The sequence below is a fragment of the Adlercreutzia shanghongiae genome (assembly GCF_035830635.1).
Taxonomy (GTDB): Bacteria; Actinomycetota; Coriobacteriia; order Coriobacteriales; family Eggerthellaceae; genus Adlercreutzia; species Adlercreutzia shanghongiae.
In genome coordinates this window covers 437671-463584 of sequence record NZ_JAYMFI010000001.1, presented here as the reverse complement: position 1 = coordinate 463584, position 25914 = coordinate 437671, and the positions used below count along the sequence as shown (strand labels likewise).

20 protein-coding genes are annotated in these 25914 nt (G+C 62.0%); 11 read left to right on the top strand and 9 right to left on the bottom strand.

Annotated features, from left to right (window positions below):
* Positions 1-8: 8 nt before the first annotated feature.
* Both VJ923_RS02040 and VJ923_RS02035 read left to right on the top strand, forming a co-directional pair.
* Positions 9-572 (top strand): hypothetical protein, encoded by a 564-nt coding sequence (locus VJ923_RS02040; RefSeq protein ID WP_326438016.1) that lies wholly within the window; start codon positions 9-11, stop codon positions 570-572.
* A gap of 104 nt (positions 573-676) precedes the next feature.
* Complete coding sequence (locus VJ923_RS02035) at positions 677-1204, top strand: adenine phosphoribosyltransferase (RefSeq protein ID WP_326438014.1); 528 nt, start codon at positions 677-679, stop codon at positions 1202-1204.
* Positions 1205-1220: 16 nt separating this feature from the next.
* Here VJ923_RS02035 and VJ923_RS02030 read toward each other — a convergent pair whose 3' ends face one another.
* The 4 genes from VJ923_RS02030 to VJ923_RS02015 all read right to left on the bottom strand — a co-directional run bounded on the left by VJ923_RS02030 (position 1221) and on the right by VJ923_RS02015 (position 7484).
* A complete protein-coding gene (locus VJ923_RS02030) occupies positions 1221-2645 on the bottom strand; it encodes an APC family permease (protein WP_326438012.1) in 1425 nt (474 codons plus the stop codon).
* A gap of 309 nt (positions 2646-2954) precedes the next feature.
* A complete protein-coding gene (locus tag VJ923_RS02025) occupies positions 2955-4649 on the bottom strand; it encodes a hypothetical protein (protein WP_326438010.1) in 1695 nt (564 codons plus the stop codon).
* 217 nt (positions 4650-4866) lie between these two features.
* Positions 4867-6771: a fructose-1,6-bisphosphatase gene (locus tag VJ923_RS02020; protein ID WP_326438008.1), complete on the bottom strand. Its 1905-nt coding sequence runs from the start codon at positions 6769-6771 to the stop codon at positions 4867-4869.
* A gap of 62 nt (positions 6772-6833) precedes the next feature.
* On the bottom strand, positions 6834-7484 hold the full coding sequence (locus tag VJ923_RS02015) for a putative ABC transporter permease (protein WP_326438006.1): 651 nt from the start codon (positions 7482-7484) through the stop codon (positions 6834-6836).
* A 187-nt stretch (positions 7485-7671) separates the two neighbouring features.
* Between VJ923_RS02015 and VJ923_RS02010 the strand changes: the two genes are divergently transcribed.
* The gene (locus tag VJ923_RS02010; RefSeq protein WP_326438003.1) at positions 7672-8715 is read left to right on the top strand and encodes a deoxyguanosinetriphosphate triphosphohydrolase; all 1044 of its coding nucleotides are present in this window, start codon (positions 7672-7674) and stop codon (positions 8713-8715) included.
* 20 nt (positions 8716-8735) lie between these two features.
* Here the strand turns inward: VJ923_RS02010 and VJ923_RS02005 are convergent, their stop codons facing one another.
* Positions 8736-8966 carry a 4Fe-4S binding protein gene (locus tag VJ923_RS02005; RefSeq protein WP_326438001.1) on the bottom strand — a complete coding sequence of 77 codons (231 nt, stop codon included), beginning with the start codon at positions 8964-8966 and terminating at the stop codon, positions 8736-8738.
* 289 nt (positions 8967-9255) lie between these two features.
* On the opposite strand from VJ923_RS02005, the gene VJ923_RS02000 reads away from it, so the two are divergent.
* Entirely contained in the window at positions 9256-11103 is a 1848-nt protein-coding gene (locus tag VJ923_RS02000) for a flavocytochrome c (RefSeq protein WP_326437999.1), read from the top strand.
* A gap of 137 nt (positions 11104-11240) precedes the next feature.
* Here VJ923_RS02000 and VJ923_RS01995 read toward each other — a convergent pair whose 3' ends face one another.
* Complete coding sequence (locus tag VJ923_RS01995; RefSeq protein WP_326437997.1) at positions 11241-12938, bottom strand: FAD-binding protein; 1698 nt, start codon at positions 12936-12938, stop codon at positions 11241-11243.
* A gap of 204 nt (positions 12939-13142) precedes the next feature.
* Here VJ923_RS01995 and VJ923_RS01990 point away from each other — a divergent pair, with 204 nt between their 5' ends.
* Positions 13143-14639 (top strand): response regulator transcription factor, encoded by a 1497-nt coding sequence (locus VJ923_RS01990; protein WP_326437995.1) that lies wholly within the window; start codon positions 13143-13145, stop codon positions 14637-14639.
* 65 nt (positions 14640-14704) lie between these two features.
* Here VJ923_RS01990 and VJ923_RS01985 read toward each other — a convergent pair whose 3' ends face one another.
* The 3 genes from VJ923_RS01985 to VJ923_RS01975 all read right to left on the bottom strand — a co-directional run bounded on the left by VJ923_RS01985 (position 14705) and on the right by VJ923_RS01975 (position 18383).
* Complete coding sequence (locus VJ923_RS01985) at positions 14705-16228, bottom strand: APC family permease (protein ID WP_326437993.1); 1524 nt, start codon at positions 16226-16228, stop codon at positions 14705-14707.
* Between the two features lie 156 nt (positions 16229-16384).
* A complete protein-coding gene (locus tag VJ923_RS01980; protein WP_326437991.1) occupies positions 16385-17716 on the bottom strand; it encodes a helix-turn-helix domain-containing protein in 1332 nt (443 codons plus the stop codon).
* Between the two features lie 229 nt (positions 17717-17945).
* Positions 17946-18383 carry an MOSC domain-containing protein gene (locus VJ923_RS01975; RefSeq protein WP_326437989.1) on the bottom strand — a complete coding sequence of 146 codons (438 nt, stop codon included), beginning with the start codon at positions 18381-18383 and terminating at the stop codon, positions 17946-17948.
* 301 nt (positions 18384-18684) lie between these two features.
* Here VJ923_RS01975 and VJ923_RS01970 point away from each other — a divergent pair, with 301 nt between their 5' ends.
* The 6 genes from VJ923_RS01970 (at position 18685) to VJ923_RS01945 (ending at position 25869) form a co-directional block, all read left to right on the top strand.
* Entirely contained in the window at positions 18685-20220 is a 1536-nt protein-coding gene (locus VJ923_RS01970; RefSeq protein WP_326437987.1) for a response regulator transcription factor, read from the top strand.
* 151 nt (positions 20221-20371) lie between these two features.
* The gene (locus VJ923_RS01965) at positions 20372-21007 is read left to right on the top strand and encodes a hypothetical protein (RefSeq protein ID WP_326437985.1); all 636 of its coding nucleotides are present in this window, start codon (positions 20372-20374) and stop codon (positions 21005-21007) included.
* A gap of 45 nt (positions 21008-21052) precedes the next feature.
* Positions 21053-23794: a molybdopterin-containing oxidoreductase family protein gene (locus VJ923_RS01960; RefSeq protein ID WP_326437983.1), complete on the top strand. Its 2742-nt coding sequence runs from the start codon at positions 21053-21055 to the stop codon at positions 23792-23794.
* Entirely contained in the window at positions 23784-24392 is a 609-nt protein-coding gene (locus VJ923_RS01955; protein ID WP_326437981.1) for a 4Fe-4S dicluster domain-containing protein, read from the top strand. The genes VJ923_RS01960 and VJ923_RS01955 overlap by 11 nt, the downstream gene beginning before the upstream one ends.
* 80 nt (positions 24393-24472) lie before the next feature.
* Complete coding sequence (locus VJ923_RS01950) at positions 24473-25126, top strand: TorD/DmsD family molecular chaperone (protein ID WP_326437979.1); 654 nt, start codon at positions 24473-24475, stop codon at positions 25124-25126.
* The gene (locus VJ923_RS01945; protein WP_326437977.1) at positions 25123-25869 is read left to right on the top strand and encodes a hypothetical protein; all 747 of its coding nucleotides are present in this window, start codon (positions 25123-25125) and stop codon (positions 25867-25869) included. The genes VJ923_RS01950 and VJ923_RS01945 overlap by 4 nt, the downstream gene beginning before the upstream one ends.
* Positions 25870-25914: the final 45 nt, after the last annotated feature.

Below are 25914 nucleotides of genomic sequence, written 5' to 3'. Positions count from 1 at the left end.
AGCGCATCATGAACCTCATCAAACAATGGAACGAGTATATGGGCCCCAAAGACGAGCGCCTCGAAGCCGAGGGGAACCGGTTCGCGAAGATCGGTTTTGTCATTTTGCTGATCGGCTCGGTGGTTTGCTGTTACTACAGCATCATGCTCGAGCAGGTGTCCGACGTGACGGACACGCCGATCTACACGGCAGTGGGCGAGCGCGTCTTCGACCCGGCGATGCTCCTGTTCGTTTGCATCCTCATCGCCTGCTTCGTCTCCAGCTACCTTGAGACGAAGCACGGGGTCGTGAGCAGCCGCACGCGTCTTGCCGCGGTCGACAGGATTCCCTGGGGGTACGTGGCCTTGCTTTCCGTGGCAACGGGTGCGGTAATCTGCGCGCTCTCGGTGGCTCTGCGCATTGTCGCGGAAATCCAGATCGTCGGGCTTGACGAGGTCGTGTGGCTCGGCGACCTTGCCATCGGCGTCGTCTACTTCACCCTCGGATTCATGGTGGCCTTTGGCGCTTTCGCACTTCAGTTTCACTCGGCCATCAAGCGCCGCCGCGCGCTTGAGGGCGATTTAGAAGACTAGCGCAGCGGCAGGTTACGGCTTGCTGTGAAAAGCGGGCCCCCAAGTTCATTCCGCCGGAAGTGGAGGACAATGGGAGCCGCGAGCAAGCGAGAAAGGAGCCCCCCATGCGGCCCTACGAGAACCTCATCGTCGATATCCCAGATTACCCGAAGCCCGGCGTTGTGTTCAAAGACGTCACACCGGCGCTGGCCGATGCCCAGGCCTTCTCGGCGGTGGTGGACGATCTGTCCGAGCATTTCATGGGCCGCGGCGTGACCAAGGTCGTCGGTGCCGAGGCCCGCGGCTTTATGGTAGGCTCGGCGGTGGCCTATCGGCTGGGCGCTGGTTTCGTGCCCGCTCGCAAGCCGGGCAAGCTGCCTCGCGCCACCATCAGCGAGAGCTACGATTTGGAATACGGCTCCGATGCCCTGGAAGTTCACGCGGATGCGTTTACGCCCGATGACGTGGTGATTGTCATCGACGACCTTATTGCCACGGGTGGCACGGCTGTTGCCATGGCGCGCCTCGTGGAACGCTCCGGCGCCAAGCTCGCTGGCCTGGGATTCTTCATGGAGCTCGCTTTCCTGAACCCGCGGCCGCTGCTCGCCGACGTCACCGATGCCGAGGTGTTCTCTCTCATCCGCGTCGAGTAACGCGGCCTGAAAGGGCTTACAGGAATAGCGTGTTCATCAGCAGATTCAGCACGAACAGGCCGACGATGATGAGGCAAAACAGGCCGATGCGGCGCATGTCGCCCACAGCCAGGCGCGTCTTCGGGTCGATCGGATGCGCCTCGGGGTTCTCGCAGGCGAGTCCGCCGTAGAAGCGCTTGAACACCACGTAGGCCACGACGCCCGAGGCCAAGAACAGCACGGTGGCGAAGAAGTTCTCCACGGGGGCCAGGCACAGGGCGAAGGTGGCGATGCCGAAGGCCAAAGCCGAGTAGATGCGCACGCCCCACTTGCCGCCGCCGATAGAGTATACGTCGGCGGGGCGATTCTCCACGGGATACATCCGGCGCAGCTTCACCACGATGAACCCGAGGAACATGTAGCGGGCCAGAATGAAGATGATGTTCATCTCGATGATGGCCACGAAATCGAACTGCGAGAAGATGAGCGACGAGATGGCGATGGTGAGCACGCCCACATAGGGGCTGCGTCCGGCCTTGTCCACCTTGCGGATGAACTTGGGGAACAGGTTGTCTTCCGAGAGCACCCAGAAGCTGCGGGAGCCCGAGGCGAGGTAGGTGTTGTAGATGGTGCACTGGCTCATGATGGCGATGACGAGGAAGATGACCACGCCGGTACGCCCCAGCACCATGGAGAAGATGGTGCCGTAGCCGAGCACGTCGTCGGTGAAGCCGCCGTCGATGCCCCAGGCCGTCCAGCTGCCCTCAGGGTAGGCCGCCAGGCAGGCCAGGGTGGGCAGGATGTAGGACAGCGCGATGAGCGGCAGCGCGATGCGGAAGCCGCGGGCCACGTTGTGGGAGGAGTCCTCGTACTCGCCGGACATGGCAGCGATGCACTCGTAGCCGCAGTACATCCAAATGCCCAGGCTAATTGACTCGGCGATGCAGGCCATGGGTGCATCGGGCGCAGCGAAAATGGGATAGAAGGGGTTGGTCTGCCAGTTCATGAGGCCGAAGACCGCGGCCATGCCGAACACGACGATGATGAGCACCGAGAAAAACGAGCTGATGCGCTCCACTTCCACGAGGCCCACCAGGTTGATGACAGTGAAGCTCGCCACGACGAGCAGCTTCACCGCGAAGGTGCCGGCGTCATCCAGCGCAAGCAGCTGCGAGGTGTAACCGCCCACCATGGCGATGTAGGCGCCGGAGGAAATGTAGGTGTCCATGGAGGTCCACCAGCCGGCCTGGAAGCCCCAGAATTCCCCGAAGGTCTCTTTGGCCCAGGCGTAGATGCCGCCCTCGCGGGGCAGCACGGCGTTGGCCTCAGCCACAAGGCGGCTGATGGGGCGCGCCCAAATGAAGGGCAGCACGATAAGCATGATAAGGGTGAGTCCCGGACCGGCGGCGGGAATGATTTCCTCGATGCCGAAGGCACCGGCCGATACCAGGCAGAACAGCATGAAAGCGATGCCAAGAGCACTGATCTTGCTCTTGCGGAGGTTGCCGATGCTCCCGTCTGGCGGGGTCGGCGGAAAAAGGTCTTTGCTACCCGGAGGGAGCGCATCTTTGGCAGACAAGCTCAAACCACCCCAATCACATCAGAGGAAAAAGCGACAGAGCAGAAGTGTAGCCTATACGGGGCGGTTTAGCGACGAGGATTTTGCGCAGACGCACAAACAGCCGCCATCGCGAAGATGACGGCTGTTGAAGGTGCGTGCAGGGCGAAGGGTTTGCGCGCGAAATGACGAGTTCGCCCGTGATATGGAAGGCTAGCGCTCGCTGGCGGTACGATGGCGGCGAATCGTCACCGCGCCCATGGCGAGCAGCGAGGCTGCGGCAATGCCCAGGGCAAGCGTCGAAAGCGGGTTCATATCGCCGGTCTGCGGAATGGCCGCGTAGCGGTTGGCCTGGCCAGACGAGGTGCTGCGATGGTAGGGCGTGCTGTTGCCCGTGGCGCGAGCTGTCGAACCCGATGTGCCGGAAGTCCCGCTCGCGTTCTGGCCGTCCTCGGCGCCACCGTCGCCCGTGCCTGCGCCCTCGCCCTCGGCATCGGTGCCCGTGTTGTTGCCGCCCTGGTGGGTCGCGGCGCCGTCGGGGTCGCCTGCCGCGCCGGAGCCGTCCGGCGTGCTGGGACTATCCGGGTTGTCGGTCTCGCCCGGCGTGGTGCCCGGCTTGTCGGGCTCATCGGGTGTCGCGGGCTGCTCGGTGGTCGTGCCGATGGCGTAAGGGGTGTCGCTCGTGTCGCCCCCGCGCCGCTGCTCGCTGTAGCCTGCGGGAACGTAATCTGCCACGCTGCGATTCCAGTGCCCGCCGGTCACGACAAGGTTGTCGGAAGGTGCGGGCTGTCCGCCCCCATCGACAACCGTCGTCCCATCAAGATGGTAGGTGCCGTCTTCGGCACGGACGACGTTTTTCTGCCCGTTGCCGGCGACAAGCGCGCTGTTGGTGCCCTTGGCGTTAACGTCGCTGCCTTCGCCGAATGTCACCTCGTTGTTCTGCGCGGGGGTGTCGGTACTGGTGTAGGGCGTGCTCATGACCACCGCCTGGCTGGCCCCGTTGCTGCCATCGGCGGTGACGGTCGAATTCGTCACGCTCACCTTGATGTTGCGGCTGTCCTGGAAAACGATGGTGCCGAAGGCGTCATCTGGGCCGACAAACCCGTGGCCGGTCAGCTTCGAGCCGTCGCTCACGGTCACCGTGGAGTTGGAGGAACCGGCCGAGCTGTCGGGGCCTTTCAGGTAAAGGGCCGCGTAGCCGCTCACGTCGCTGTCGGCGATGGTGATATCCACGGGATTGAAGGTGATGATGCCGTAGCCGGCGCCTGTGGCCGCAAGCTCGCTGGCCACGATGTCGATGCTCGTCGTTTGGGGCGTGTTGCCGCCCACGGTGAGCACCTGGGTGTTGCCGGTGCCGGTGGTGGTGATGACGGCGTCCTCAAGCTTGAGGGATTTGTAGCCGCCGCGCAGCGAGAGCGCGCGTCCTAAGGCATCGGGGTCGGTGATGGTGATGTTCTTGAAGGTGTAGGCCGCAGTGTCCTCGGCCGAATCGCCGCCGAAAAGATAGATGCCGCGGGCGCCCACGGTGAGGGTATGGCCGGCGCCATCTAAGGTGATGCCGTGGTCGATTTGAAGCACGGGGCGGTTAGAGGCGCCCGATTGGGCGGGAAGGCTGACGTCGGCGAGCAGGGTGACCGTCGAGCCGGCTGGAGCGGCGGCAACGGCTTCGGGCAGGCTCGGGTAGCTGGTGACCGTGCCGTCGGAGGTGGTCACCTGGGCAACGTCGGCCGCTGAATCCGCGGTGGCTAGAGCGGCTTCGCCTGCGGTCGGCGTCGTCTGCGCGGAAGCGCTCTGGGGAATCGTCTCGGGATTCTCGTCGGCGGCAAAAGCGACGGGCACCTGGCCGAAAGCGAGCAGGGCCGCCGCTGCGGCGGCGATGAGAGCCGAGGCGCGTTTCGGTGCGTTCATAGCTTGCTTCTCCTTTCCGAGGCCGGCACGCCAGCGCGCAGGGCACGACGCGACGGTTTTGCTTGTCGAGGAAACCTTAGCAAGCGGCTTGTCGAATGCCGGCCGCTCGGGCAAGCTATGGGGAAAGCGACGATAGGGCGAAAGAAAACGGACGCCAACGCCGCCGGGGCGTCAGACGTCCGTTGTCCTCGGGTTATCGTTGATAGTTCAGGTCAGCTTAAAGCAGCTCGCGCAACACCTCGATGCGCTCGCGGATGCGCGCGCCCTCGTCGGTGTCGGCCACCGTGCGTGGTTCGTCGTAAAGCGCCAGTACGCGGCGGTTCGCGCGAATGTCCGCCGCGCCTTCTGCCGCCGCCTCGCGGGAGGCCAAAGGCTCGTTGGCATCGAGGAACAGGCCCTCGGCGTTGGACACGAGCGTGAAGCCAGCCAGGCCCGTGGTCTTCTGGTAGGCGCTCGAGAAGCCGCCGTCGATGCACAGCACGCGTCCGCCGGCCTTCACCGGGTCCTCGCCGTCTTTCACCTTCACGGGCACATGGCCGCAGATGATGCGTGAGGTGGCCGGGTCCATGCCGAAGTCGCGGAAGATGCCGTCGACGACCGTGTCGTCATCGAGCAGCGAGTAGAAGGCGTTCTTCACTTCCTTGCGCGCCGCCTTGTCGGCGATGAGGTACAGCTCGAAGGTGGCCATCTTGCTTTTGGCGAACAGTGGCGAGCCGGGGCCCAGCCAGAGGTACCACAGCATATCGAGGCCGCGCTTCTTGGCCGCCTCGTCGGTTTCCAAAAACGCGTCGCGCACGCAGCGGTCCACCATGTCGTAAAGGCTCTTGCCGCAGTAGGTTTCGCCGAACAGCTCTACTTTGAGCAGGCTGCCGTCGGGGGCCAGAGGCACGCAGGCGTGCAGCATGAGGTTGCCGTTCTGAATTTTGTAAAGGCTGCCGCAATCGAGGAAGAAGCGCACATGGCGCTGTAGCCGCTCGCTGCCGAGGAAGGAATCGCACAGCGCGCCGATGACGCTCTCCTCAGCCGGCGTGAGCGCGTAGGGGTCGTCCCAGTTCACCGTGGGGAAGTAGGTGTCGAGCACCTCGTATTCCACGCCGTTTACGACCACAGTGCCGCGCTCGCGATCGATGAGATGCAGCAAATTGCGGTCTTCCAGGCCAAACGTGGGATTTTCGGCGATAAGGCGCGCCTCCACTTTGAACTGGATGACGGCCATGGCCTTCTGAATTTTCTCGGTGAGAGCCGTTTCCTCCGCAGAGAGGCCGGGGTTGCCCTTCAGGGCGAAAGCGGTGCAGGGATCATCGGCGTAGGCCTCGGCGGCGAAGGCGGCGAGGGGGCGCAGGTTGATGCCATAGGCGTCTTCTAGAATAGAGAGGTTGCCGTAGCGGGCGCAGATGCGCACCACGTTGGCCACGCTGCCCGGCTGGCCGAGAGCGGCGCCCATCCAGAGAATGTCGTGGTTGCCCCACTGCACGTCGACGTTGGGATATGCGAGCAGCTCGTCCATGATGCGCTGGGGCGCAGGGCCGCGGTCGTACACATCGCCCACGAGGTGCAACTGGCCTGCGGAGAGGCGCTGGATGAGCGTGGCGAGGGCTGCGATGAGCGCTACGCCCTGGCCCGTTTCGACCAGGCTCGCGACGATGGCCTCGCGATAGGCGCGCTTGGCCGGGGTGGTGCGGGCGCCTACGAGCTCTTCGGCGATGGCCAGCCCGTCGGGCAGCAGGGCGCGGATATCGTCAAGGGTGGCGCCGGCTGCGGCACGGCGCGCCACCTTGGCGACGCGGCCCGCGGCCTCGGCAAGCCACGACGCGGCGTCCTCGACGCCTTCCAAAGCGAAGGCGCAGTGCTCTTCCGGGTAACTAATCAAGGCGAGCAGGCGGGCCTTCTCGCCGTCGTTCAAATCGCCGCCGAAAGCCTCTTCGATGAGCGCGCGCACGGCGCCGGAGCCCCCGCGCAGCACATGGGAGAAGGCGTTGTACTCGCCGTGGATGTCCGAGGCGAACAGCTCTGTGGGCCGCGGCAGGGACAGGCGTCCCACAAGCTCCGCGATTTCCGCCGCCATATCCTCTGGTGTCGGGTAAAGCTCCGCAAGCATGTCCCGCATCGCCGTCTCCGTCATGAATCCTCCTACTGCCGAATGACTTCACGGCTCCCATTGTAAAGGCTTGCGCGGGCGCTGGCCTAGTACTTTTCCCAAAGGGCCAATTCCAAGTAGGAGGCGAGGCAGCACAGGCCGAAGCCGACGATGATGAGGGCGAACACCGCATTGGCCGCTTTCGGGCGCAGGCGCATGAAGCCCTCGCAGATGAGTGGGAAGACGATCCATACGTAGAGCATGGAAGCAAGGCCGATGAAGAAGTCGTTCACGAGCCATGCCTGGCCAAACACATTGCCGGGCAGTTGGGAGTTGTCCCAGAACGGGTACTCGCCGGTAACGGGGTCGGGCTGGTTCACGAGCCAGCCCATGACCAGCTCGAGCACCATGGCGATGAGGATAGCGGCCACGAAGCATTCCAGGAAGGCGCCCCAGAGCGTTTTGCGGCGCATGATGAAGCGCTCCTTCAGCGGTTCGATGAGCAGCGTCATGAACACCGCCCCGAACCCGTAGACCCAGTAGGGGTGGTACCACGGATCGCTCCACACGGCGTAGTCGTCCTCCACGATGCCGAACAAGTTGTCCATCAGCCAGCAATAGGGCATCTCCAGCCAGTGCCCGATGATGCAGCACAGGCAAAACGCCACGATGAGAGCCCGCCAAAATTCCCAGGTCTTCGGAGCGAAATAGCCGATTTGGTCGTGCTCGCTTACTTTGCGTATCCTCAAGAATGCCATGGCATGCTCTTTTCTCCGACGTCTTACGATGACAGGCTACTCCTGCGCGCGGCAGACGCGGGCGCGCGGCGCGGCTTATTCCTCAGTCTTTAACTCACCGTTGCTGCAATGTTGCCCAAGCGCGCACCGCCCCACGTCGCAGCGGTTTTTTGCTACACTGCGGAAAACGGCGAGAGAGGGGAGAGCCATGCGCGTCGTCTATCGCGAAGACCAGCTGCAGCGGGAGCACGAGGGGCTGTCGGAGGAGGCCGCCTTCGCCGACGGCACCGAAGGGCGCCGCTATTCTGCCGAGCCGGACGTGCTGCGCACCGATTTCCAGCGCGATCGCGACAAGATTCTGCACTCGAAGTCGTTTCGCCGGCTGTCCCATAAGACCCAGGTGTTTCTGGCCTCGGAGGGGGACCATTTCCGCACGCGGCTCACGCATACGCTGGAAGTGTCGCAGATCGCCCGCACCATTACGCGGGCCTTGGGGCTGAACGAGGACCTCACCGAAGCCATCTCCCTCGGCCACGATCTGGGACATACGCCCTTTGGGCACACGGGTGAGGCGGCGCTGGCCTCGTGCTTAGCGCGGCATAAGGGCATCGCGTCTGGCAGCGAAGAGGCGGCGGCGCTGTACCGTCACAACGAGCAGTCGGTGCGCGTGGTGGAGCGCATCGAAAACGGCGGCGCGGGACTGAACCTCACGGTGGAGGTGCGCGACGGCATTCTGAACCACACGGGGGATTTGCGGGCCGACACCTGCGAGGGCCGCATCGTGGCCACGGCCGACCGCATCGCTTATGTGAACCACGACATCGACGATGCCATCCGCGCAGGGCTTCTGCGCGAGGCCGACCTGCCGGAGGCGACGCGAAGGGTGCTTGGCAAGAACCACTCCGCCCGTATCGAGACCTTGGTAACCGACATGGTACGCACCTCGGCAAAGACGGGCGACATTGCCATGAGTCCCGAGGTGTGGGACGCCATGATGGAGTTGAGGGCGTTTCTGTTCGCGAACGTGTATACCTCGGAGCCAGTTATGGCCGAAGTGGAGAAGGCGACGCACCTTATCGGCGACTTGTTCGACTACTATGCCGACCACATTGAAGAAGTGCCTGAGGACTACCGCGCCATCTCAGAGGGCGATGATCTGCGCGCGGTAACTGACTACATCGCCGGCATGACCGACCGCTACGCCACCGCCACTTACCAGCGCCTCTTCATTCCCCATGCGCTTTCTTATTGAGTGGGTTCTGAAGTTCGCCCCTATCGCGTGCGACTCCTGCGTCTTCCATCTTTGAGACGGTAAAGCTCGTAGGGTCGGGTGATGGCGCCGAGGCGGCAGGCGCGGAAACACATGCCGCAGTGGCGGCAGCGCTCTTGGTCGATGGCGGGCATGGCTCGCGTGGTGACAAGGGCCCCGTGGGGGCAGATGCGCTGACAGGCACCGCAGCGGCAGCACAGCTTCTCATTGATGGCGTAATAGGTCTGTCGCACGGACACCCCCTCTTATTGACCTGCTGTCCAGTGTAGCAGGTTGCAGATAGCGCGGAAAGAAGGTCCGCTGACTCTTGTCAATAGTACCCGCTCGGCAACGGGGCGATGACGCATGGCACAGTATCGGCACAGCTTGGCGACTGTGACCTTTTTCATCATAGGATAGAAACGCATCGAAGGGGGCGCGTCTTGCGAGGGGTTCGGCTGGCCCGCTCGTTCGCCCAAGCCGCTCGGATGTGCGCCGAGGGGCTTAAAGCGGCGCGCCACGTGCGACCTAGGGAGGCCGAAAATGAAACGCTATTCACGTCGTCAGTTCATCACCGGTGGCGCGCTTGCCGCGCTCGGTGGCACCTTGGCCCTTACGGGCTGTGCCCCTATGACGCCTGAGGAGGCGGCCGAGAAGGAGCGCGCCGAAGCGGCCAAGCGCGACGCCAATTCCCAAGGCGAGGTCACGGCCATCGGCGAGGGCATGGGCAAGCACGGCAAGTTCAACGTGGAAGTATCCATGAAAGACGGTGCCATCGACCGCATCACCGTGCTCGATTCCCGTGAGACGCCGGGCATGGGAGATGTGGCCATGGACAAGATGACCAAGACCATCATCGACAATCAGACGCTGGATGTGGACACCATCTCCGGCGCGACGCTGTCCTCCATGGCGTTCCTCACCGCCGTGGGCAGCGCCCTTGACACGCTGGGCGAGGATTCCAACGAGTGGAAGCACCGCGAGCCGGCCGCCTGGGTAAGCGACGTGAAGCTGCCCGATGAGTGCGATGTGGTGGTCATCGGTGCTGGCGGCGCCGGCTTCGCTGCGGCCATCACGGCGGCCAACGAGGGCAAATCCGTGGTACTCATGGACAAGATGGGCGTGCTCGGCGGCGACACCTGCCTGTCCGGCGGCGAGATGGCCGTGCCGGGCAACTGGATCCAGGTGACCCAAGGTGTGGAGGACAGTCCCGAGAACCTCATCTCCGACATGCTCGTCGGTGGCGACAACAAGGGCGACCCGGAGTTGGTGGCCATCATCGCCAACGGCGCGCTCGATTCCGCCAACTGGCTGACCTACGAGGGCGGCATCTCCTGGAAGCACGACCTCATGCAGTTCGGCGGCCACAACATCAAGCGTTCCATCATCCCCATCACCCACTCCGGCTCGGAAATGACCACCAAGCTCACCAACCGCGTGAACGAGATCGACAACATCGTGCTCGTCGACAACACTAAGGCTGTGGAGCTCATCCAGGGTGCCGACGGCGCTATCACCGGCGTGAAGGCGCAGAATGCAGTTACGGGCGAGGAGGCCACGGTGAACTGCAAGGCCGTGGTGCTTGCCACCGGCGGCTTCGGGTCGAACATCGACATGCGCGTGAAGTACAACCCGGATATGGACGACAAGATCTTGTCCACCGACTCGGTGGCGGCCACCGGCGACGGCATCGTCATGGCCGAGGCCATCGGCGCCGACACCATCGATATGGAGTACATCCAGACTTACCCGGTGTGTGACCCCGAGACTGGCGCTTTGCTCTACGTGGGCGACGTGCGTCTGGAGAACTACGGCATCCTCGTGAACAAGGAAGGCGACCGCTTCGTCCAGGAGCTCGACCGCCGCGATGTGATTTCCAACGGCATCAAGGCTCAGACTGACGGTGTGGGCTTCTTGCTGTTCAACCAGAAGGCCGCCGATGCCACCGGCCTGGTCAAACAACATGCTGATGAGTACGAGAACAGCGAGTCCCGCGGGGTTATCGTGAAGGCCGACACGCTGGAAGAGGTGGCGAAGGCCCAGGGCGTTGACCCGACTGAGCTGCAGGCAACGGTGGATAAGTGGAACCAGTACTGCGCCGAGGGCAAGGATCCCGACTTCGGTTACAGCGCCGAGATGAACACCATCGAGGATGGCCCCTACTACCTCATGGCCTGCAAGCCCGCCGTGCACTACACCATGGGCGGTCTGCACATCACGCCCGAGGCCGAGGTGCTCACCGTTGATGAGACAGTTATCCCGGGTCTGTACGCTGCCGGCGAGGTGGCGGGCCACAAGATGGGCACGAACCGTCTGGGCTCCTGCTCCATGACCGACATCTACACCTTCGGCCGCATAGCCGGCAAGAACGCCGCCGATTACGCTGCATAGCAGGTGGTTTCAAAGCATGCGGAATAAGCGAGCCGCCCTCCCTTTGCGGGGGAGGGCGGCTTTTCGCGGTTTGGCATAGAAAAACGGAGCCAGAATCTGGCTCCGTTTCCAGGGAGGGCGGTTGTTTGTCGTAAGGCCTACTCGGTGGCACCGGCCAGGAGCTTGGCTACGTGGCGGCCCTCAACTGAGCTGCGACCGCAGGCCACGCCCACGATGTACTCGGGGTAGTTGCCCGAGAAGAAACTGCCCGACACGTCGCCGGCGGCGTACAGGCCCTCGATGACGTTCAGCTCGGGGTCGAGCACCTGGCAGTTCTCGTTGATACGCAGGCCGTCGATGGTGGTCAGCAGCGATCCGCCGAACCAGCAGCCATAGAAGGGCGCCTGACGGATGGCGGACAGACGATAGGCTTCCTTGCCGAAATCCTCGTCAACCTGATTGTCGAAGAATCCGTTGTAGCGCTCAACTTCGGCCAGGAAGTTCTCCTTATCGGCACCTTCGAAACCCAGCATGTCGGCGAGCTCCTCGATGGTGTCGGCCTTCATGAGGATGCCAGCGTCCTGAGACATAGCCGTGTACTCATCAAACGTCATGCCCATTTCAATATAGGGCACGGTGCGCGAGCAGCCGACGGTTTCGAAGCGCAGCATGTCGTCCATCATGTTGCTGTCGTATACCTGGCACCATACGCCGCCGGGCTGATAGTTGGCAGCAAAGCAGATGAAGTCATAGGGAGAGGACTCGTTGGCGAAGCGCTGGCCGCGGCGGTTCACCTTCATGAACGGCTGGCTGCCGATGTTCTCCTGGAAGATGTTGCCGGGTAGCACCGCGTCGTCGGCGTCGCTCACATAGCCAGCGTCAACGCCGGGGGCTACCGCGCCGCGGTCGAAAATCATGGGGGCGGCGTCGATGTCCTTGGAGGCACCGGCCCACAGGCCCGCGCGAATGCCGTCGCCGGTGCAGGTGGGGTTGAAGCTGGAAGCGGTGCAGCAAGCCACAGTTGAGGGCTGCAGGGCGCGCATCATGACGGGATTGGCTGCATATCCACCGGTGGCAAGCAGCGTGTTCTTCGCGTTAATCTGTTTGTAGCCGTCCTTGGTTTTGAAGATGGCGCCCGTGACGGTGCCGTCGCCGTGGAGAAGCTTCACCATCTCATGTTCGAACAGGATGTCATGGCCCTGACCAGAGAGACGCTCGGCGATAACGTCGTTGCGCATGGGCGGCACGTAGGATTCTTCCCACAGATGCTGCACGTAGGGCACATAGTAGTCGGTGCCGCCGGTGGCGTGCTGGGGCGGCATGTCCAGCATGACTTCTTTGCCCTGGTCTTTCATGACCTCGGTGACCCAGTCGACATATTCAGCACTCTGGTCGATCCACAGCTTGATGAGCTTCTGATTGCACTTACCCGAGGCGTAGCGCGTCAGCTCGTTCAGCAGCTTGGAGCCGTCGACGGTCACGTTGTTCTCCTTGGCGTAAGAAGTGTTCACGCCGCCGAGATACTCGCGGGTCTCGGGCACCTGGTTCGCCTTGTCGCAGACGATGAAGTCCATGCCCAAATCGCCCGCTGCACCGGCAGCGGCCAGACCAGCGGTGCCAGCTCCGATGATGAGAAAGTCGGTGTCGATGGTTTCGACGATGTCGCCTTCGGCAATTTCGGGCTCTTCTCCCAGCCAGGCCGGATTGCCGCTTTCAGCCGCGGGGCTGGTCTCGGAAAGGGAAGACTCGGACGGGGCCTTCGGAGCGCAGCCGGCAAGTCCCATGGCGCCTACGGCGGCCACGGCGCCGAGTCCGAGAAAGCCGCGGCGGTCGAGTTTAAGAGAAGTTTCGTTCATAGCGATGTCCCTCCTTGTGAGCTATCGTTCGCGCTTTGTGCGCAAGAGGGAGCATAGCGGGGCAAAAGAGCGCTTCACCATCCCCTGGGAGCGGCGATTCGCAATATCACCTCTCGTGGGTGATGCCCTAAACAGGGCTTTCTGGGCGTTTGAAAGCGGCAAGTTGCTATACTTCTTCTTGTGAATGGGGAGGAAAATCGTCGGATGGGAGCGAACGTGGGAGATGGTGTGGGGGTTCTGCTAAGCAGAATCGAGAGCGCCTTCAAGCTGCGGCATATCGGCATCGGCTTTGTATGGGCGTGGCTTTACTGCATCTACGACACGCCGACCCTTTTCGACACCTCGGGCATTTCAATCAACGCTGACGGCTCTTGGCTTGTGTCCGCCGTGACCGTCGCCGTGGCCTTTTTCGTCGGGGGCCTCGCTTCTCGACGCAGTTCGGTGAGGCCCCGTTCCTCTCTGCCGCTTCTTGCCTCGCTTGCTCTTTCCTTAGGCACGCTGCTCTCCCTGTTCGGTTCCGCTCTGGGGGATGCGGCCGTTGTGGGTGGAGGCGTGCTGACCGGCGTCGGCTACGCCCTTTTGAGCATCCTGTGGGCCATGGCGCTTGCGCCGGTCGATATAGAGGAGTTGGAGGCGGCCATACCGCTCTCCACGCTTGTGACGGTTCTCTGCGCCCTGGTCGTTCCCGCTCTGCAAACGGAGGTTGCGGCTGTGGTTGTCGCAGCGCTTCCGCTGATTTCGGGCCTGATGCTCATCGCTTGTTTCAGGCAGGACGGCGCGGCATCTGCCCCTGACGGCGATGCGACCGCGCAGCCTGCTTTCGGCTCAGAAGCGAGGAGCGCGGGCGTATCGGAGCGTCGGGCGAATCGAGCCTGGATGCCGTATCTGCTGAGGGTTTCGGCGCTCCTGTTCGTCATTTATCTGGTGATCGGGTGGGAGGCGGCAAACTTTTCTTCAAGCGAGGCCTTCAAGGTGCTGAATTACGACCTGACGTCGCTCGTCGCGAATTCCGCTGCTGTGCTTTTCGCCGTCCTTTTGGTGCTCTTCTCGAAGCGCGTGAGTTTCTCGGGGCTCTTTCGATGGGTCATGCCGTTTTTGATCGTGTCCCTCGTTCTGTTCCTTCTTCCGGGCTCCCTTGCACGCTTTGGAACCAACGTCATCAATTCGACCTGCGACACGCTGATTGAGGTGCTGCTGTTCCTGTTCGTTTTGTCCCTTGCGAAAACTCGCGGCGCCTCAGCGCCCCTTTGCCTGGGCTTGGCAAATGGGTTCGTGCAGGTCGGCGTGCTTGTCGGCAATCTTTTGGGAAGCGCCGGGGCGGGCATGGCGGATTCGGGCGATACGTCTTTTGCGGGGCTGCTGCTCATTGCCCTGGTGGCGTTGGCGATGATTGCCGTTCCGCAGAAGGATTCGGTGACAGAGGGCTCTTCACCGGTTGGCTCCTCGTTGACGATTGATTCCGTGGACGAGGCCATTGGACGTGCGTGCTTGCAGCTCCAAAGCCGTTTCGGCTTGTCCGATAGGGAGACTGAGATTGCGGCTTTGTTGGCCAAAGGGCGAACGCGTCCCTATATTCGCGAGCAGCTGTTTATTTCCACCAACACGGTGGCTACCCACATCAAGCACATCTATCAAAAGCTCGGCATCCATTCGAAAGAGGAGCTCATCGATATGGTAAACAAGGAAGTGTCCGCAAAATAGCGCCCTTGGCTGCTTCCATCCCAATCTGCACCGCTATCGTCTGTTTTGATGCATTTTTACTCGATTTACCCCACAAGCATGGGCGCGATGTAGAGCAGGGCGACGACGGCGACAGCGATGCCGACGACAATCTTCCAGATGCGGTACTCGCGATCCATGGAAGCGGCTTCGGCGGCATCGGGCAGCTCGTCGGCGCCGGGGAGCGCCTCGGCCACCGAGACGGGCGCCGGTTTGCCGTAGCGCGCCTGGCAGAGGTAGAACACCACCAGCCCGAGTACGCACCAGATGGCGCCCACCACCAAAGGCTCGGTGCCCAGCTGGCTCATCATGATGGCGTAGATGATGATGGAGACGGGCACGCCCACGGCCACACCGGGCACGCGGAATGGGCGCTTCAGATCGGGCATGCGGCGGCGCAGACCCAGGGCGGCCGCGATGCCGATGATGTAGTAGAACAAGTCGGCGAACAGCGACAGCGAGGCGATGAAGTCTAGGGTGGAGGTGGCCACGAGCAGAATGGAAAGGGCACCCAGGGCGATGATGGCCACATAGGGCGTGCGGAAGCGCGGGTGCACCTTCGCGAAAATCTTGGGCATGGCACCGTCGCGGGCCATGGTGAACAGGTAGCGCGGCGGCACGGCGATGGAGGCGTTCAGCGTGGAGAAGTCGCCGCCGAAGGCCACGCCCAGGGCCAGCAGTGCCAGCGGGAAGCCGAGGATGCCCGCCGAGATCATGGCATCAGCGTAGGGTGCAGCGGCATCGGCCAGGGCGGGGATGGCATCCACCGGCGTGATGCCCACAAGGAACCACTGGAAGGCGCCGTTGACGGCGAAGATGATGAAGGGCGCCAGCTTCAGCGCGCGGGGGATGTTGATGGAAGGGTAGCGAATTTCCTCGCCCATGCCGCAGCAGGTCTCGAAGCCGGCGAAGCACCACCAGATCATGGCCACGGCGGCGATGAAGCCGAAGGCGTCCATGGATCCCAGGAAGTCGGGCGCGGTCACGAAGGTGGGCAGGCTCACGTTGGGAATCATGGTGATAAACCAGATGGCCGCCACGCCCCAGAAGAAGAACATAAAGCCGTTCTGCAAGCGCCCGGTGGTTTTCACGCCGGCCACGTTGGTGACGATGAACAGCAGAAGGGCCAGGCAGGCGAGGGCCACATCGGGTAGAGGCAACTCGATGCCGAAGGCGAGGAAGATGGTCTTGAAGTAGTAGGCGAAGGCCAAGGCCTCGCCGCCGGTGACGGCCACAAGCGAGATGATGAAGTTCCATCCTGCAAGCATGCCTAAGGGGCGACCCAGGCCGAGGCCCGCATACTGGTAGGTGCCGCCGGCGTAGGGGAGCGCGGCGCCCATCTCGGCGTAGAGCAGGGCAGGGTAGATAGAGACGAGCATGGCCACGAGCGTGGCCACGATGACCGAGGGCCCCATGAGTCCCACGATGTTGCCACCGGTGGTGAACAATCCCACACCGATGACCGTTCCCACGGTGATGGTGACGGCCTCGCGCAGGCCGAACTGGCGCTTCAGGGTCGGTTGGGCAGTGGCGGGATCAAGCCCTTCGGGGCTCTCGTAGGGCGTGCTCATGGCGGCTCCTTCTTCATGGTGCTCGTGCGGCGCTTTGCCCGGATGCGCTGGGATGCGCGGCCAGGCAAAGCGGCACCGCCGGGTCGTCGGCAATGCGTCGACCACTATAGTACTCTACTGTAATAAAGTAAAGAAAAAAGGTGAGGATTTCAATTGTTAGCCGAAGAGCACCCGGAGAAAGTCGATGCGCTGCTGCAGTCCCTCGAATACGAAATCGGTGCGCCCGTACAGGGAGGGATTCTCGTCGAGGAAGTCAGCGGCCCATTCTGGGAATCCGGAAAGCTTGTCCAAATCGAGCCACGACGTATCGTTTACGAGGCGGAGCTGCTGTCTCGCATCTTCGTAAAACGGCCGCATATCGACAACGAAGGGCGTGTAGGCAAGCTCGCGGGTGAGCACGCGGCACCACAGGCTCGACCCCGTGTCGAACAGGGGTGCGGGACGGTACTCCAGCGTCTCCACATCGCGGATTAAGCCGAAGTTGCGCCAGTGGCGATCGGTGTTGGCCATAATGTCATCGCAGATAATCATCTTGCCAAGGGCCGTCTCGATGTCCTCAACACCAAGCGCGGCGCAGCATTCGACGTAATGGCGGTAGCTGTCCCGGTGGGAGGCGCGGGGCAGGACATCGTTCACGTAATAGGCGGGAATAAGCTCCTCGGTGGGGCCGACGAAATTCGGGCAGGAGCTGACATAGCCATTGCCCCATTCTTCAAGACGGTAGGGGACGTAGTCGCCTTCGCTTAAGATGCGTGAAAAAAGCTCAGTGGCTATGACCTCGTTGAAGGGCTCTTGCTCAAGCAAGGTGCCGCCTTTGAGCAGCGTGCGCACGCCATCGCGGCACACCCAGCGCTTGGAGAGCACGCCGTCGGAGGTGTTGTCAGGCGAGTCGAGGCCCACGTCGGCCATCCAATCCTCCACCTTCGCCTCTGCGAAGTCGTTCTCGAAGAAGTTGATGTCGTGCCAGTTGATGTCGCTGTCGTAGGGTTTGATCCAGTATTGGTCCGATAGCGAAAGGCCCATGCTTTTGAAGGGAAGGTCGTAGGTGTCGGCGATACCGAGCTCCGCGAGCTTCGCCTCAATGCCCTGGCGAGCTTTGGGAATGGTGCGATGGGCCCACCAATAGGACAAAGCGGCGCTGGAGGCCTTGGTGCCTCGGGGGGACATGACCGATAAGGGCGCGCGCTTCGCATCGATGATCTCATCAGCATCGAAGAACTCGCCGGTAGCGGCGTCGAACGCAAAAGCAAGCACCTCGTGGTTGCGACTCATGAGCATGAATCTTGCCGCACGAGCGCGTTTTGCCTTGGAGCTTGGGCGTCCGGGACCGGGATTGTTCTTTAAGCGCGCGGCGATGCTTCCCTCGTCGATCAGCCATATGCCGGCCAGCTGCTCCGCCGCCAGGGAGCCGTTTCCGATGAGCTGGCGAACTCGTTCCGTGCTGACTCCGAGCTTCTTGCTTGCCTCGGCAATAGTGATGCTGAACATGGGGCCTCCAAACCTTGGTTTCAGGCAAGGTTATCATGAAAAAACGAAATATGAAAAAACCTTTTCTGAAAACAATGTTTTAATTCTTGCAAATTACTGCGTACGCCGAAATCGAGCGATATAGGACCGGAATTCGTGCGTACGCAGTAATTACGCAGTTGGGAGGTTACGCAGTTGAGAGGTCGGCTTCAAGGCGTTTGCGGGCCTGGCTAACGTATCAACGGACGCCCTAAGGCTGCTCGATAACAGAAATGACGTCGCCGGGGGCGATAGAGCCGCCTTCGATGACTCTGCAGAAGACGCCCTCGCGGGGCATGATGCAATCGCCCATCTGATGATAGATGGCGCAATGGGCGTGACACTGCTTTCCAATCTGGGTCAGTTCCAGAACCGCATCGTTGCAAGCGAAGCGGGTGCCGATGGGAAGGCTCTTCAGGTCGAAGCCCTCCACGATGATGTTCTCGCCGAAGGCGCCGTTACTCACATCGGCACCGCGCTCTTTGAAGGCTTCTATTTGCTCGAAGGACAGCAGACTTACCTGACGGTGCCAGGGTGCGGCATGGGCGTCGCCCTCGATGCCCCATTCGGGCCTGAGCTCGATAACGTCCTGCTCGGTTTTCTGTATTCCCTTGATGTTGCTTGTGCATACGGCTTTGATCACGCCCATGATACACCTTTCTCGCGGTCGGCGGGCCGTGCGCCACTCTCGACCTGCCCGGTGCATGAGACACATTCCCCGACCGCTGCACGACGGAAGCGGGGAAGATTCAGCGCACATTGAAGTCTAGTAAATTGCTAGACTATTTACAAGATGCATGATTGCCCGATGATGATGTCTGAGGGTGATGGTGAGCTGGACGTTTGAATGTGAATTCCTTCTTTTCACTCACAATGAACGATTGGGCGGAAGCGCGGGTAAACCTATACTCGGACTATCAATGAGGCGCAAAGGACATAGAGGGTGGGCTATGAATCTGGATACAAGCTTTCGAGGGGGTCGTGTGCCGTCGCTCGGCATCGTGGGTGCAGGGCTGTGGATTGCTTGGATTACGCTCATCTACAGCACTGATCTGTCGCTAGGGGAGAGCGGGGCGTCGCAGCAGTCGACGGCAAGCGCCTTCGTTTACTCGACGCTCGCCTTAGGGGTGACGCTCATGGTCTTGAGCTTTGTTCCAGATTGGACGCGGCGTCATCTGCTCGCGCCAAGGCCCCTGGCCATCTCCTCTTGTATTGCCGCGGCCATGACGCTTGTTGTGCTCAACGGGTCTTCGGTACCTGCCTTGCCGATCGCGGCTTGCGCGGCCGCTACGGGTTGCATGACGGCGCTCGTGGCTCTTCGCCTCGCCATCGTTTTCTCCGAGGTGGAAAGCAGGAGCATGCTGATGGGCATGGGCGCGGCCTTGCTTCTTGGCGTGCTCGTCTACTCGTTTGCGACCATGCTCGTGCTGTGCGGTTTGGTAATTCCCGCTGCCGTGATTCTTGTGCTGCTCATTCCCTTGGCGGTGTTTACCCTGAACTTGGAAGATCCTGCTGCTGCGTTAGCGGAAGAATCTGCCTCCTTCGACCAGGCCACGCCGTCTTTGTCCGCGACGCTTGTGCGGCTCGCCGTATTTGCCGCCATGTCGCTTTTCCTGCTGAGTCTCACGCGGGGCTATTACCCCTCCCTCATTGAGCCGAGCGCCTTTGCGGTTTCGCGTTGCATCGTGGCTTTGGGGCTCGTGCTCGTCGGGCTGTTGGTAATCGTGGCGGCATGGGCCTCGCCGCGCGACGCGGCCTTCGGCACGCTCTGTTACTGGCTGCTCATCACCGCCGTGCTCGTCGTGCTCGTACTTGCTTTGGTGAATGTGGACGCGACGGTGATGGGCGATGTCTCCTCGGTGCTGTTCGGCGTTACCTGCATCTGCTTGTGGGCGCTTTTGTGTCGCATGTCGTTTCGTTCGGGGGTCGATGCCGTACGCGTTGTGGGGCTGGGCTTTGGCGCTGCGTGTCTGGGCACGACGGCTGGTGTGGGCGTTGGCGCGCTTATCTACGATATGGGCATGCCCGAGGGCCTGCTGTCCTTCGTCATGGCCGCGGCCATCATTCTCTGCGTCGCCGGCAGTCTTTTCCTCTTGCGTCGCGACGACATCGTCCGGCTCATGGAGCCCGCCGACAGTCGGTCGTCTTCTGCTGAGGAAGGACTTGACGCCGGAATCGGTATCGCGGAGGGGGAATCTCGGAATGGCGGGGCGCCGATCGAGGCTGCCACGGGGGCCGATGCCCTCGATGGTTACCAAGCCTCACTGCAACGGCTCTGCGCCATTATGGGCATCGATTACGGCCTGTCCTCTCGCGAGGTGGATGTGCTTGAGCTTCTGGTGCTCGGCAAGGACGCAAAGGCTATTGCCGATGCGCTGTTCATCTCTTTCAACACGGTTCGTTCGCACATTCGACGCATCTACGGCAAGCTTGACGTTCACTCGCGCCAAGAGCTTCTCGACTTGGTGCGAGAGCAAGCAGAATAGCGTTTTCCCAGGTAAAGCGCTGCACTCATTTTGAGTGAATTGCACGTGCGCTGTCTTTTCGCTCACGATGGACGATTTTTCCGACAGGGGAAATCCCTAAGATTCGCTTTGTCGACATGAGGTGGTCGAAAAGACGAGGAGGGGATGCGCAATGGCGATGGCGAAAACCGACGAGCAGCGCGTGCGCGATGTGATCGAGGGCAATCCCGCTTACCGCGAGCTGTACTGCTCGCTCGTCGCATTTTGCGCCAAGGAGCGCACGGTCGAAGAAGCGCAGAGCTTTTGCGAGGAGCGACGTATCTCCAAAGCGCAGATTCTCAGCGGCGCCGCCATGGTGGACGCCATGGTTCGCGCAGGAGCCCTTGCTCGCCGCACATTCGTCGACGGGGATCTCTACGAGGGCGCCCTTGAGGAACTTCAAGCCGATGAGGCGATTCCCGAAGACGCTCAGATCGCCGTGTTCGTCCAGGCGACAGAGGCAGGTGCCGAAGCCGCCTCGGCCGTGTCTGACGAGCGGTCCTTCGAGCGACTCGCCCAGGCCCACCCTTCGCGCGAGGACGCATTCCGCGCCGTGCTCGGGTGGTGCGCGGAGGAGCAGGGAAAGACCACGCGACAGCTGCAGGAGCTTCTCAAAGGGAACGACCTGCTGGAAACCGAGGCTGCCCGAGGTATCGATGGCCTCCATGCAAGCTATTTCACGGGCTCGCTCGAATCGGTCGGCGCGCTCGCGTGGAATGGAAAGGCGTGGATCGCGACGGAAAAGGGCCGGGCGCTCGTTGGGCGCTAGCGATCTGCGGAAGAATCGAGAGAGAGGAAAGAGGAGGAAAAGCCTATGAGCAATGCAACGCTGACGCGGCGCAATTTCCTCGCCGTGGCCGGTGCGGCTGCTGCAGCCTGTGCGGTTGCCGGCTGCTCCAACATGGAGCAGACCGACATGGCCGACACGGGGGCCGAGGAGGCGCCAGAGGAAGAGGCGGCAGAGATCGTCCATTCTTCCTGCCGTGCCTGCATCTCCAATTGCGGCGTGCTGGTGCATGTGAAGAACGGCCGCGTGGTAAAGATCGAGGGCGATCCTATTGATCCCATGTCCAAGGGCCGTGTGTGCCCGAAGGGCCTTGCGGGCATTCAGGCGCTGTACAACCCGAACCGCATGAAGTATCCCATGAAGCGTGTGGGCGAGCGTGGTGCCAACCAGTGGGAGCGCATCTCCTGGAAAGAAGCCATCGACACGATCGCCGATAACCTCATGGAGATTTACGAGAAAGACCCGATGAAGCTCGTCATCTCTACAGGCGGTGGCGGAAACCCGCAGTTCTTCGGCCTCCATCGCTTCCTGCAGGCCTTTGGCGGCGGCAACTTCTTCGAGCCGGGCTGCGCCCAGTGCTACCTGCCCCGCATGTGCACTCAGCCCATGCTGAACGGCTGCAACGACACATCTATCGCCGACTCTACCGTGGGCGAGATCTACTACGACGAGACGGTACCGACCTGCCTGGTCATGTGGGGTACCGATCCGTCTCAGAGCCACGTGCCCTCTGGCGGCCGCGCCGTGAACAACCTCCGCATGAAGGGCATGAAGACCGTGGTCGTCGACCCGCGCTTCACGCCCGATGCCGCCAAGGCCGATGTGTGGCTGCCGGTTCGCCCCGGCACCGATGTGGCCCTGACCAATGGCTGGGCGCGCTATATCATCGAGAACAAGCTCTACGACGAGGCTTGGTGCGTGAAGTGGACGAACCTGCCCTTCCTCATCAACGAGGAGACCATGCTGCTCTATCACGCCGACGAGCTCGGGCTGGGCGAGGCGACCGACTATGTGGTGTGGGATGCCAAGTCCAACTCCGCTAAGGCCATGCCCTGGCCTCAGGACGACGCGCTCGAGCCGGTGCTCGACGGCGAGTTCGAGGTGAACGGCAAGAAGAGCCGCACGGCCTTCCGCGCGGTATGGGAGAACTGCCAGGAGTGGACGCTGGAGAAAACCGCCGAGGTCACATGGTGCGAGGCGTCTGCCATTGAAGAGGCTGTGAAGATCTACGCCGAGGGTGCTCCGCACTCCGGCATCTCTATCGGTGTTGCCACCGACCAGTACGCGCAGTCGGCTCAGGTGCCCGAGGCCGTCACCATCATTGAGTCCCTCATGGGCAATGCGTGCCACCAGGGCAATACCATCCAGAGCCGCAAGAACCAGTCGTTGGGCACCTACTTCCTGTTCCCGTTCAACCTGTTCGGCCCCACGCCGCTCTCTCCTTCCGAGGAAGTGGTGAGCCGCCGTCTGGGCATCATCGAGCACAAGGGTCTGAACTATTGGATGGCCTCGCACATCCCCACCATCATGGAGGCCATGAACACCGGCGAGCCCTACCAGCCCGAGATGTGGATCGACCGCTCCGGCAACAAGCTGGCCATGGTGGGCGATGCGGCCACATTCAAAGAGGCCATGAACAAGATGAAGTTCATCGTCCACATGTACATGTATCCTACGACGACCTCTGTGGAATTGGCCGACCTCATTCTCCCCACGGCCGAATGGCTGGAGACCGCCTACGGTGCCGACCGCTGCAACGTGTGGCTCATCCGCCGCGACGTGGTGCACACCTTCGAGCACGTGGACGAGACGCTCATCTGGTCGTGGATCGTGTCCGCCCTGGCCGATCGCGGCCACAAGGAGGCCGCCATGGCCTTCGAGGCGGAGAACTGCGGCGCTGCGGGCCCGTATTGGAAGACCTACGACGAGTACAAGGGCTACCTGGCCGCTTTCATGAGCCAGTCCTTTGGCGAGCAGTGGAGCTGGGATGAGTGCTGCGAGAAGCTCCCCGCCGAGTTCATGCCCATGGCGGAGTGGATTACCTCCACATATGAGAGCTATGAGAAGGTCGACCCTGAGACAGGCCTGCCGGCGGGCTTCGCCACCAACTCCCATCGCATGGAGCCCTATGCCGAGGCCATGACCATCACCGGTCGCACGGGCGGTCCGCAGGGCGCGTCGTTCTGGGATATGTACCCGCTGCCCCCGGCGTCGGTCGACTACCTGCCGCTGCCCCAGTATGAGGAACCGGCGGAGTCTCCCATCACCGACACGGAGTTCCCCTACGTGCTCACCGAGGGCCGCGTGCCGATGTACCATCACGGTACGCTGCGCAACGTCCCCTGGATGCGCGAGCTGTATCCGGTGCCGCAGACCTGGGTGAACCCGGTCACGGCCGCAGAGATCGGCGTGGAAGAGGGCGACTGGTGCTTCGTGGAGAGCCGTCGCGGCAAGATTCAGGGTCGCATTCATGTGACCGAGGGCATTGCGCCCAAGGTCATCTATCAGGAGCGCTTCTGGAATCCGGAGCTTCTGGACTCCGATGATCCGAGCCGTGCTTGGAAGGCCATGAACGTCAACATGCTCACCAAGAACGACAAGCCCTACAACCCGGAGTTCGGCACGTACACTTTGCGCGGGTTCACTGTGAAGGTGACGAAGGCCGATAGCGCTCCGGAGGGCGTGTGGGTGAGCCCCACGGAGTTCACGCCGTGGCTGCCCGAGGTAACCGAGGAAACGGGAGGAGGTTATGCCGTCTATGACGCGTAACGCCATTGTCGTCGACCTGAACCGCTGCATCGGATGCTTCGGTTGCGAGGTCGCTTGCAAGCAAGAGAACGATGTCCCTCTGGGGCAGTACTGGGGCCGTGTGCAAGTGGTCGGGCCCATGGGAACCTTCCCGAACATCGAGCAGTACTGGCTGCCCACTCTGTGCCAGCAGTGCGAGAACGCCCCCTGCGTGGAGGTGTGCCCCACGGGTGCCTCCTATCGCGATGAGGAGACGGGCATCGTGCTGATCGAGCAGGAGAACTGCATCGGCTGCAAATCCTGCCTGTCGGCCTGCCCCTACGGAGTTCGCGCTTTCAACGAAGCCGAGTCTTTGGTGGGCAAGTGCACGCTGTGCAAGCCTCTTACGGATAAGGGCGATCTGCCCGCTTGCGTGAAGGCCTGCTGTGGCGAGGCCCGCTTCTACGGCGACTTGGACGATCCGGAAAGCGATGCGTCCAAGGCCATTGCCGCTTACGATGAGGCCGACCGCCATCAACTGGCCGATACGGGCAACGGTCCTTCAACCATCTACCTGCTATCGCCTAAGTACGCAACCTGGGTAAGCGATGACGCCGTCCAGGTGAGCAACGCCGAGTAACGTTCCGCTTTGGGCGGGCCGCGAGATTTCCTCCCCTCCATCTTGCGGCCCGTCCCTCTCTTTTCGGATGGGGGCTGTCCATGACGCAAAGGGAAACTATCGACTTCTTCGAAAACGCTCAGGCCTTCTACGGCCTTTTGAGCAGTGTGTTCTATCTTGAGCTTACCGAGGAGCAGATTGACGGACTCGCAGAAAGCGGGTTTTCCTATCCAGACGATGGGTCTGACATGGCTGATGCCTGTGCCGCCATGCGCCGTTACCTTGCTCGCCGAGGCGCTAGTGCCCGACAGGATCTTGCGGTCGAGTACGCCCGCATCTTCCTGGCAGCGGGTGTTTACGAGGGAGAGACGGCCGTGCCTTACGAAAGCGTATACACCTCGCCCGAGGGCATTCTCATGCAGGATTCCCGCGACGATGCCGTGCGCGTGTACCGTCGCCACGGTTTGGCAATTCCCCAAGACTTGAACGTTCCCGAAGATCATTTGGTCTTCGAACTCGAGTTCATGGCGCACTTGAGCGGCCGTATCGCCGAAGCGCTTAAGGCCGATGGGGACGCGCGGGGGCTCATGGAGGCTCAGGCGGCGTTCATCGACGGCCATCTGCTCAATTGGGTGCCGCGCCTTCTCGACCGTGTGCGAAAGTTCGCGAGGCTGCCCTTCTATCCGGCGATTACCCAGATTGCCTTGAGCTATATTCAAGAGAATCGCGCGCTGTTGGAAGAGGAGCTGTCATGACCTTCGCCTTGGTTTTGGCTCTGACGGTGCTTGCCTGCTTCTTGCTGAAGCGACCCATTCACGATCATCCCGCCGTGCTCTATGTATTCGCGATTGTCGTCGATGGGGTGTACCTGGCTGCCGAGCTTATCGGCGTGCCCTACGGGCTGTGGGTGCCGCTCTTCATGCTCGTGCAGAAGTGCATGTTGGCCCTAGCGCTGTTCACCGTGGTCATGTTCATCGGATGCTTTCCGCGCACATCGCGGGTGTCCTTTTGGCTGCGTCCGGTGCGCGCCGAGCTTTCCATTGCGGCCTGCTTGCTCTCCGCAGGGCATATGGCCTCGTATCTGGGAACCTATGTCGCAAGCTTGCTTGCGGGCAGCGCTCGGGGCAACGTGGCGATTGCCTTTGTCGTGGCCATGGCTCTGCTGGTGCTGATTCTCGTTCTGGGCGTGACTTCGCTGCATGCGGTCAAGCGTCGCATGAAGTCCGATACTTGGACCTGCGTCCAGAGATGGGCCTATCCGTTTTTCGCGCTTGCGTACGTGCACGTGGCGCTCATGCTCGCCCCTTCGGCCCTCGGCGGCGGCGCAAGCGCCCAGGAAAGCCTTGCCGTCTACACGGCCGTCTTCGGCGTCTACGCCGTCGCTCGCATTGCCCGCGCTTTGACAGACGCCCAGGTGAAGGGCATCGCAGAGTTGCATGAGGGCTCGCAAGATCCCGTGCCGTGCTTTGACGGCGAAGAAGCCCCGGCCGCTTTCTGAAGCTGGCGGGGCCTCTTCGCCGGTTGACGCGGCATGTGCCGCATT

Bases quoted from the DNA above. Each gene is read 5' to 3' on its own strand.
- VJ923_RS02040 (WP_326438016.1), top strand. From the start codon at position 9: ATGAACCTCATCAAACAATGGAACGAGTATATGGGCCCCAAAGACGAG.
- VJ923_RS02035 (WP_326438014.1), top strand. From the start codon at position 677: ATGCGGCCCTACGAGAACCTCATCGTCGATATCCCAGATTACCCGAAG.
- VJ923_RS02030 (WP_326438012.1), bottom strand. From the start codon at position 2,645: ATGCTGTTCTGCCTGGTATCGGCCGGTGCCTTCGGCATCGAGGAAATC.
- VJ923_RS02025 (WP_326438010.1), bottom strand. From the start codon at position 4,649: ATGAACGCACCGAAACGCGCCTCGGCTCTCATCGCCGCCGCAGCGGCG.
- VJ923_RS02020 (WP_326438008.1), bottom strand. From the start codon at position 6,771: ATGACGGAGACGGCGATGCGGGACATGCTTGCGGAGCTTTACCCGACA.
- VJ923_RS02015 (WP_326438006.1), bottom strand. From the start codon at position 7,484: ATGGCATTCTTGAGGATACGCAAAGTAAGCGAGCACGACCAAATCGGC.
- VJ923_RS02010 (WP_326438003.1), top strand. From the start codon at position 7,672: ATGCGCGTCGTCTATCGCGAAGACCAGCTGCAGCGGGAGCACGAGGGG.
- VJ923_RS02000 (WP_326437999.1), top strand. From the start codon at position 9,256: ATGAAACGCTATTCACGTCGTCAGTTCATCACCGGTGGCGCGCTTGCC.
- VJ923_RS01995 (WP_326437997.1), bottom strand. From the start codon at position 12,938: ATGAACGAAACTTCTCTTAAACTCGACCGCCGCGGCTTTCTCGGACTC.
- VJ923_RS01990 (WP_326437995.1), top strand. From the start codon at position 13,143: ATGGGAGCGAACGTGGGAGATGGTGTGGGGGTTCTGCTAAGCAGAATC.
- VJ923_RS01985 (WP_326437993.1), bottom strand. From the start codon at position 16,228: ATGAGCACGCCCTACGAGAGCCCCGAAGGGCTTGATCCCGCCACTGCC.
- VJ923_RS01980 (WP_326437991.1), bottom strand. From the start codon at position 17,716: ATGTTCAGCATCACTATTGCCGAGGCAAGCAAGAAGCTCGGAGTCAGC.
- VJ923_RS01975 (WP_326437989.1), bottom strand. From the start codon at position 18,383: ATGGGCGTGATCAAAGCCGTATGCACAAGCAACATCAAGGGAATACAG.
- VJ923_RS01970 (WP_326437987.1), top strand. From the start codon at position 18,685: ATGAATCTGGATACAAGCTTTCGAGGGGGTCGTGTGCCGTCGCTCGGC.
- VJ923_RS01965 (WP_326437985.1), top strand. From the start codon at position 20,372: ATGGCGATGGCGAAAACCGACGAGCAGCGCGTGCGCGATGTGATCGAG.
- VJ923_RS01960 (WP_326437983.1), top strand. From the start codon at position 21,053: ATGAGCAATGCAACGCTGACGCGGCGCAATTTCCTCGCCGTGGCCGGT.
- VJ923_RS01955 (WP_326437981.1), top strand. From the start codon at position 23,784: ATGACGCGTAACGCCATTGTCGTCGACCTGAACCGCTGCATCGGATGC.
- VJ923_RS01950 (WP_326437979.1), top strand. From the start codon at position 24,473: ATGACGCAAAGGGAAACTATCGACTTCTTCGAAAACGCTCAGGCCTTC.
- VJ923_RS01945 (WP_326437977.1), top strand. From the start codon at position 25,123: ATGACCTTCGCCTTGGTTTTGGCTCTGACGGTGCTTGCCTGCTTCTTG.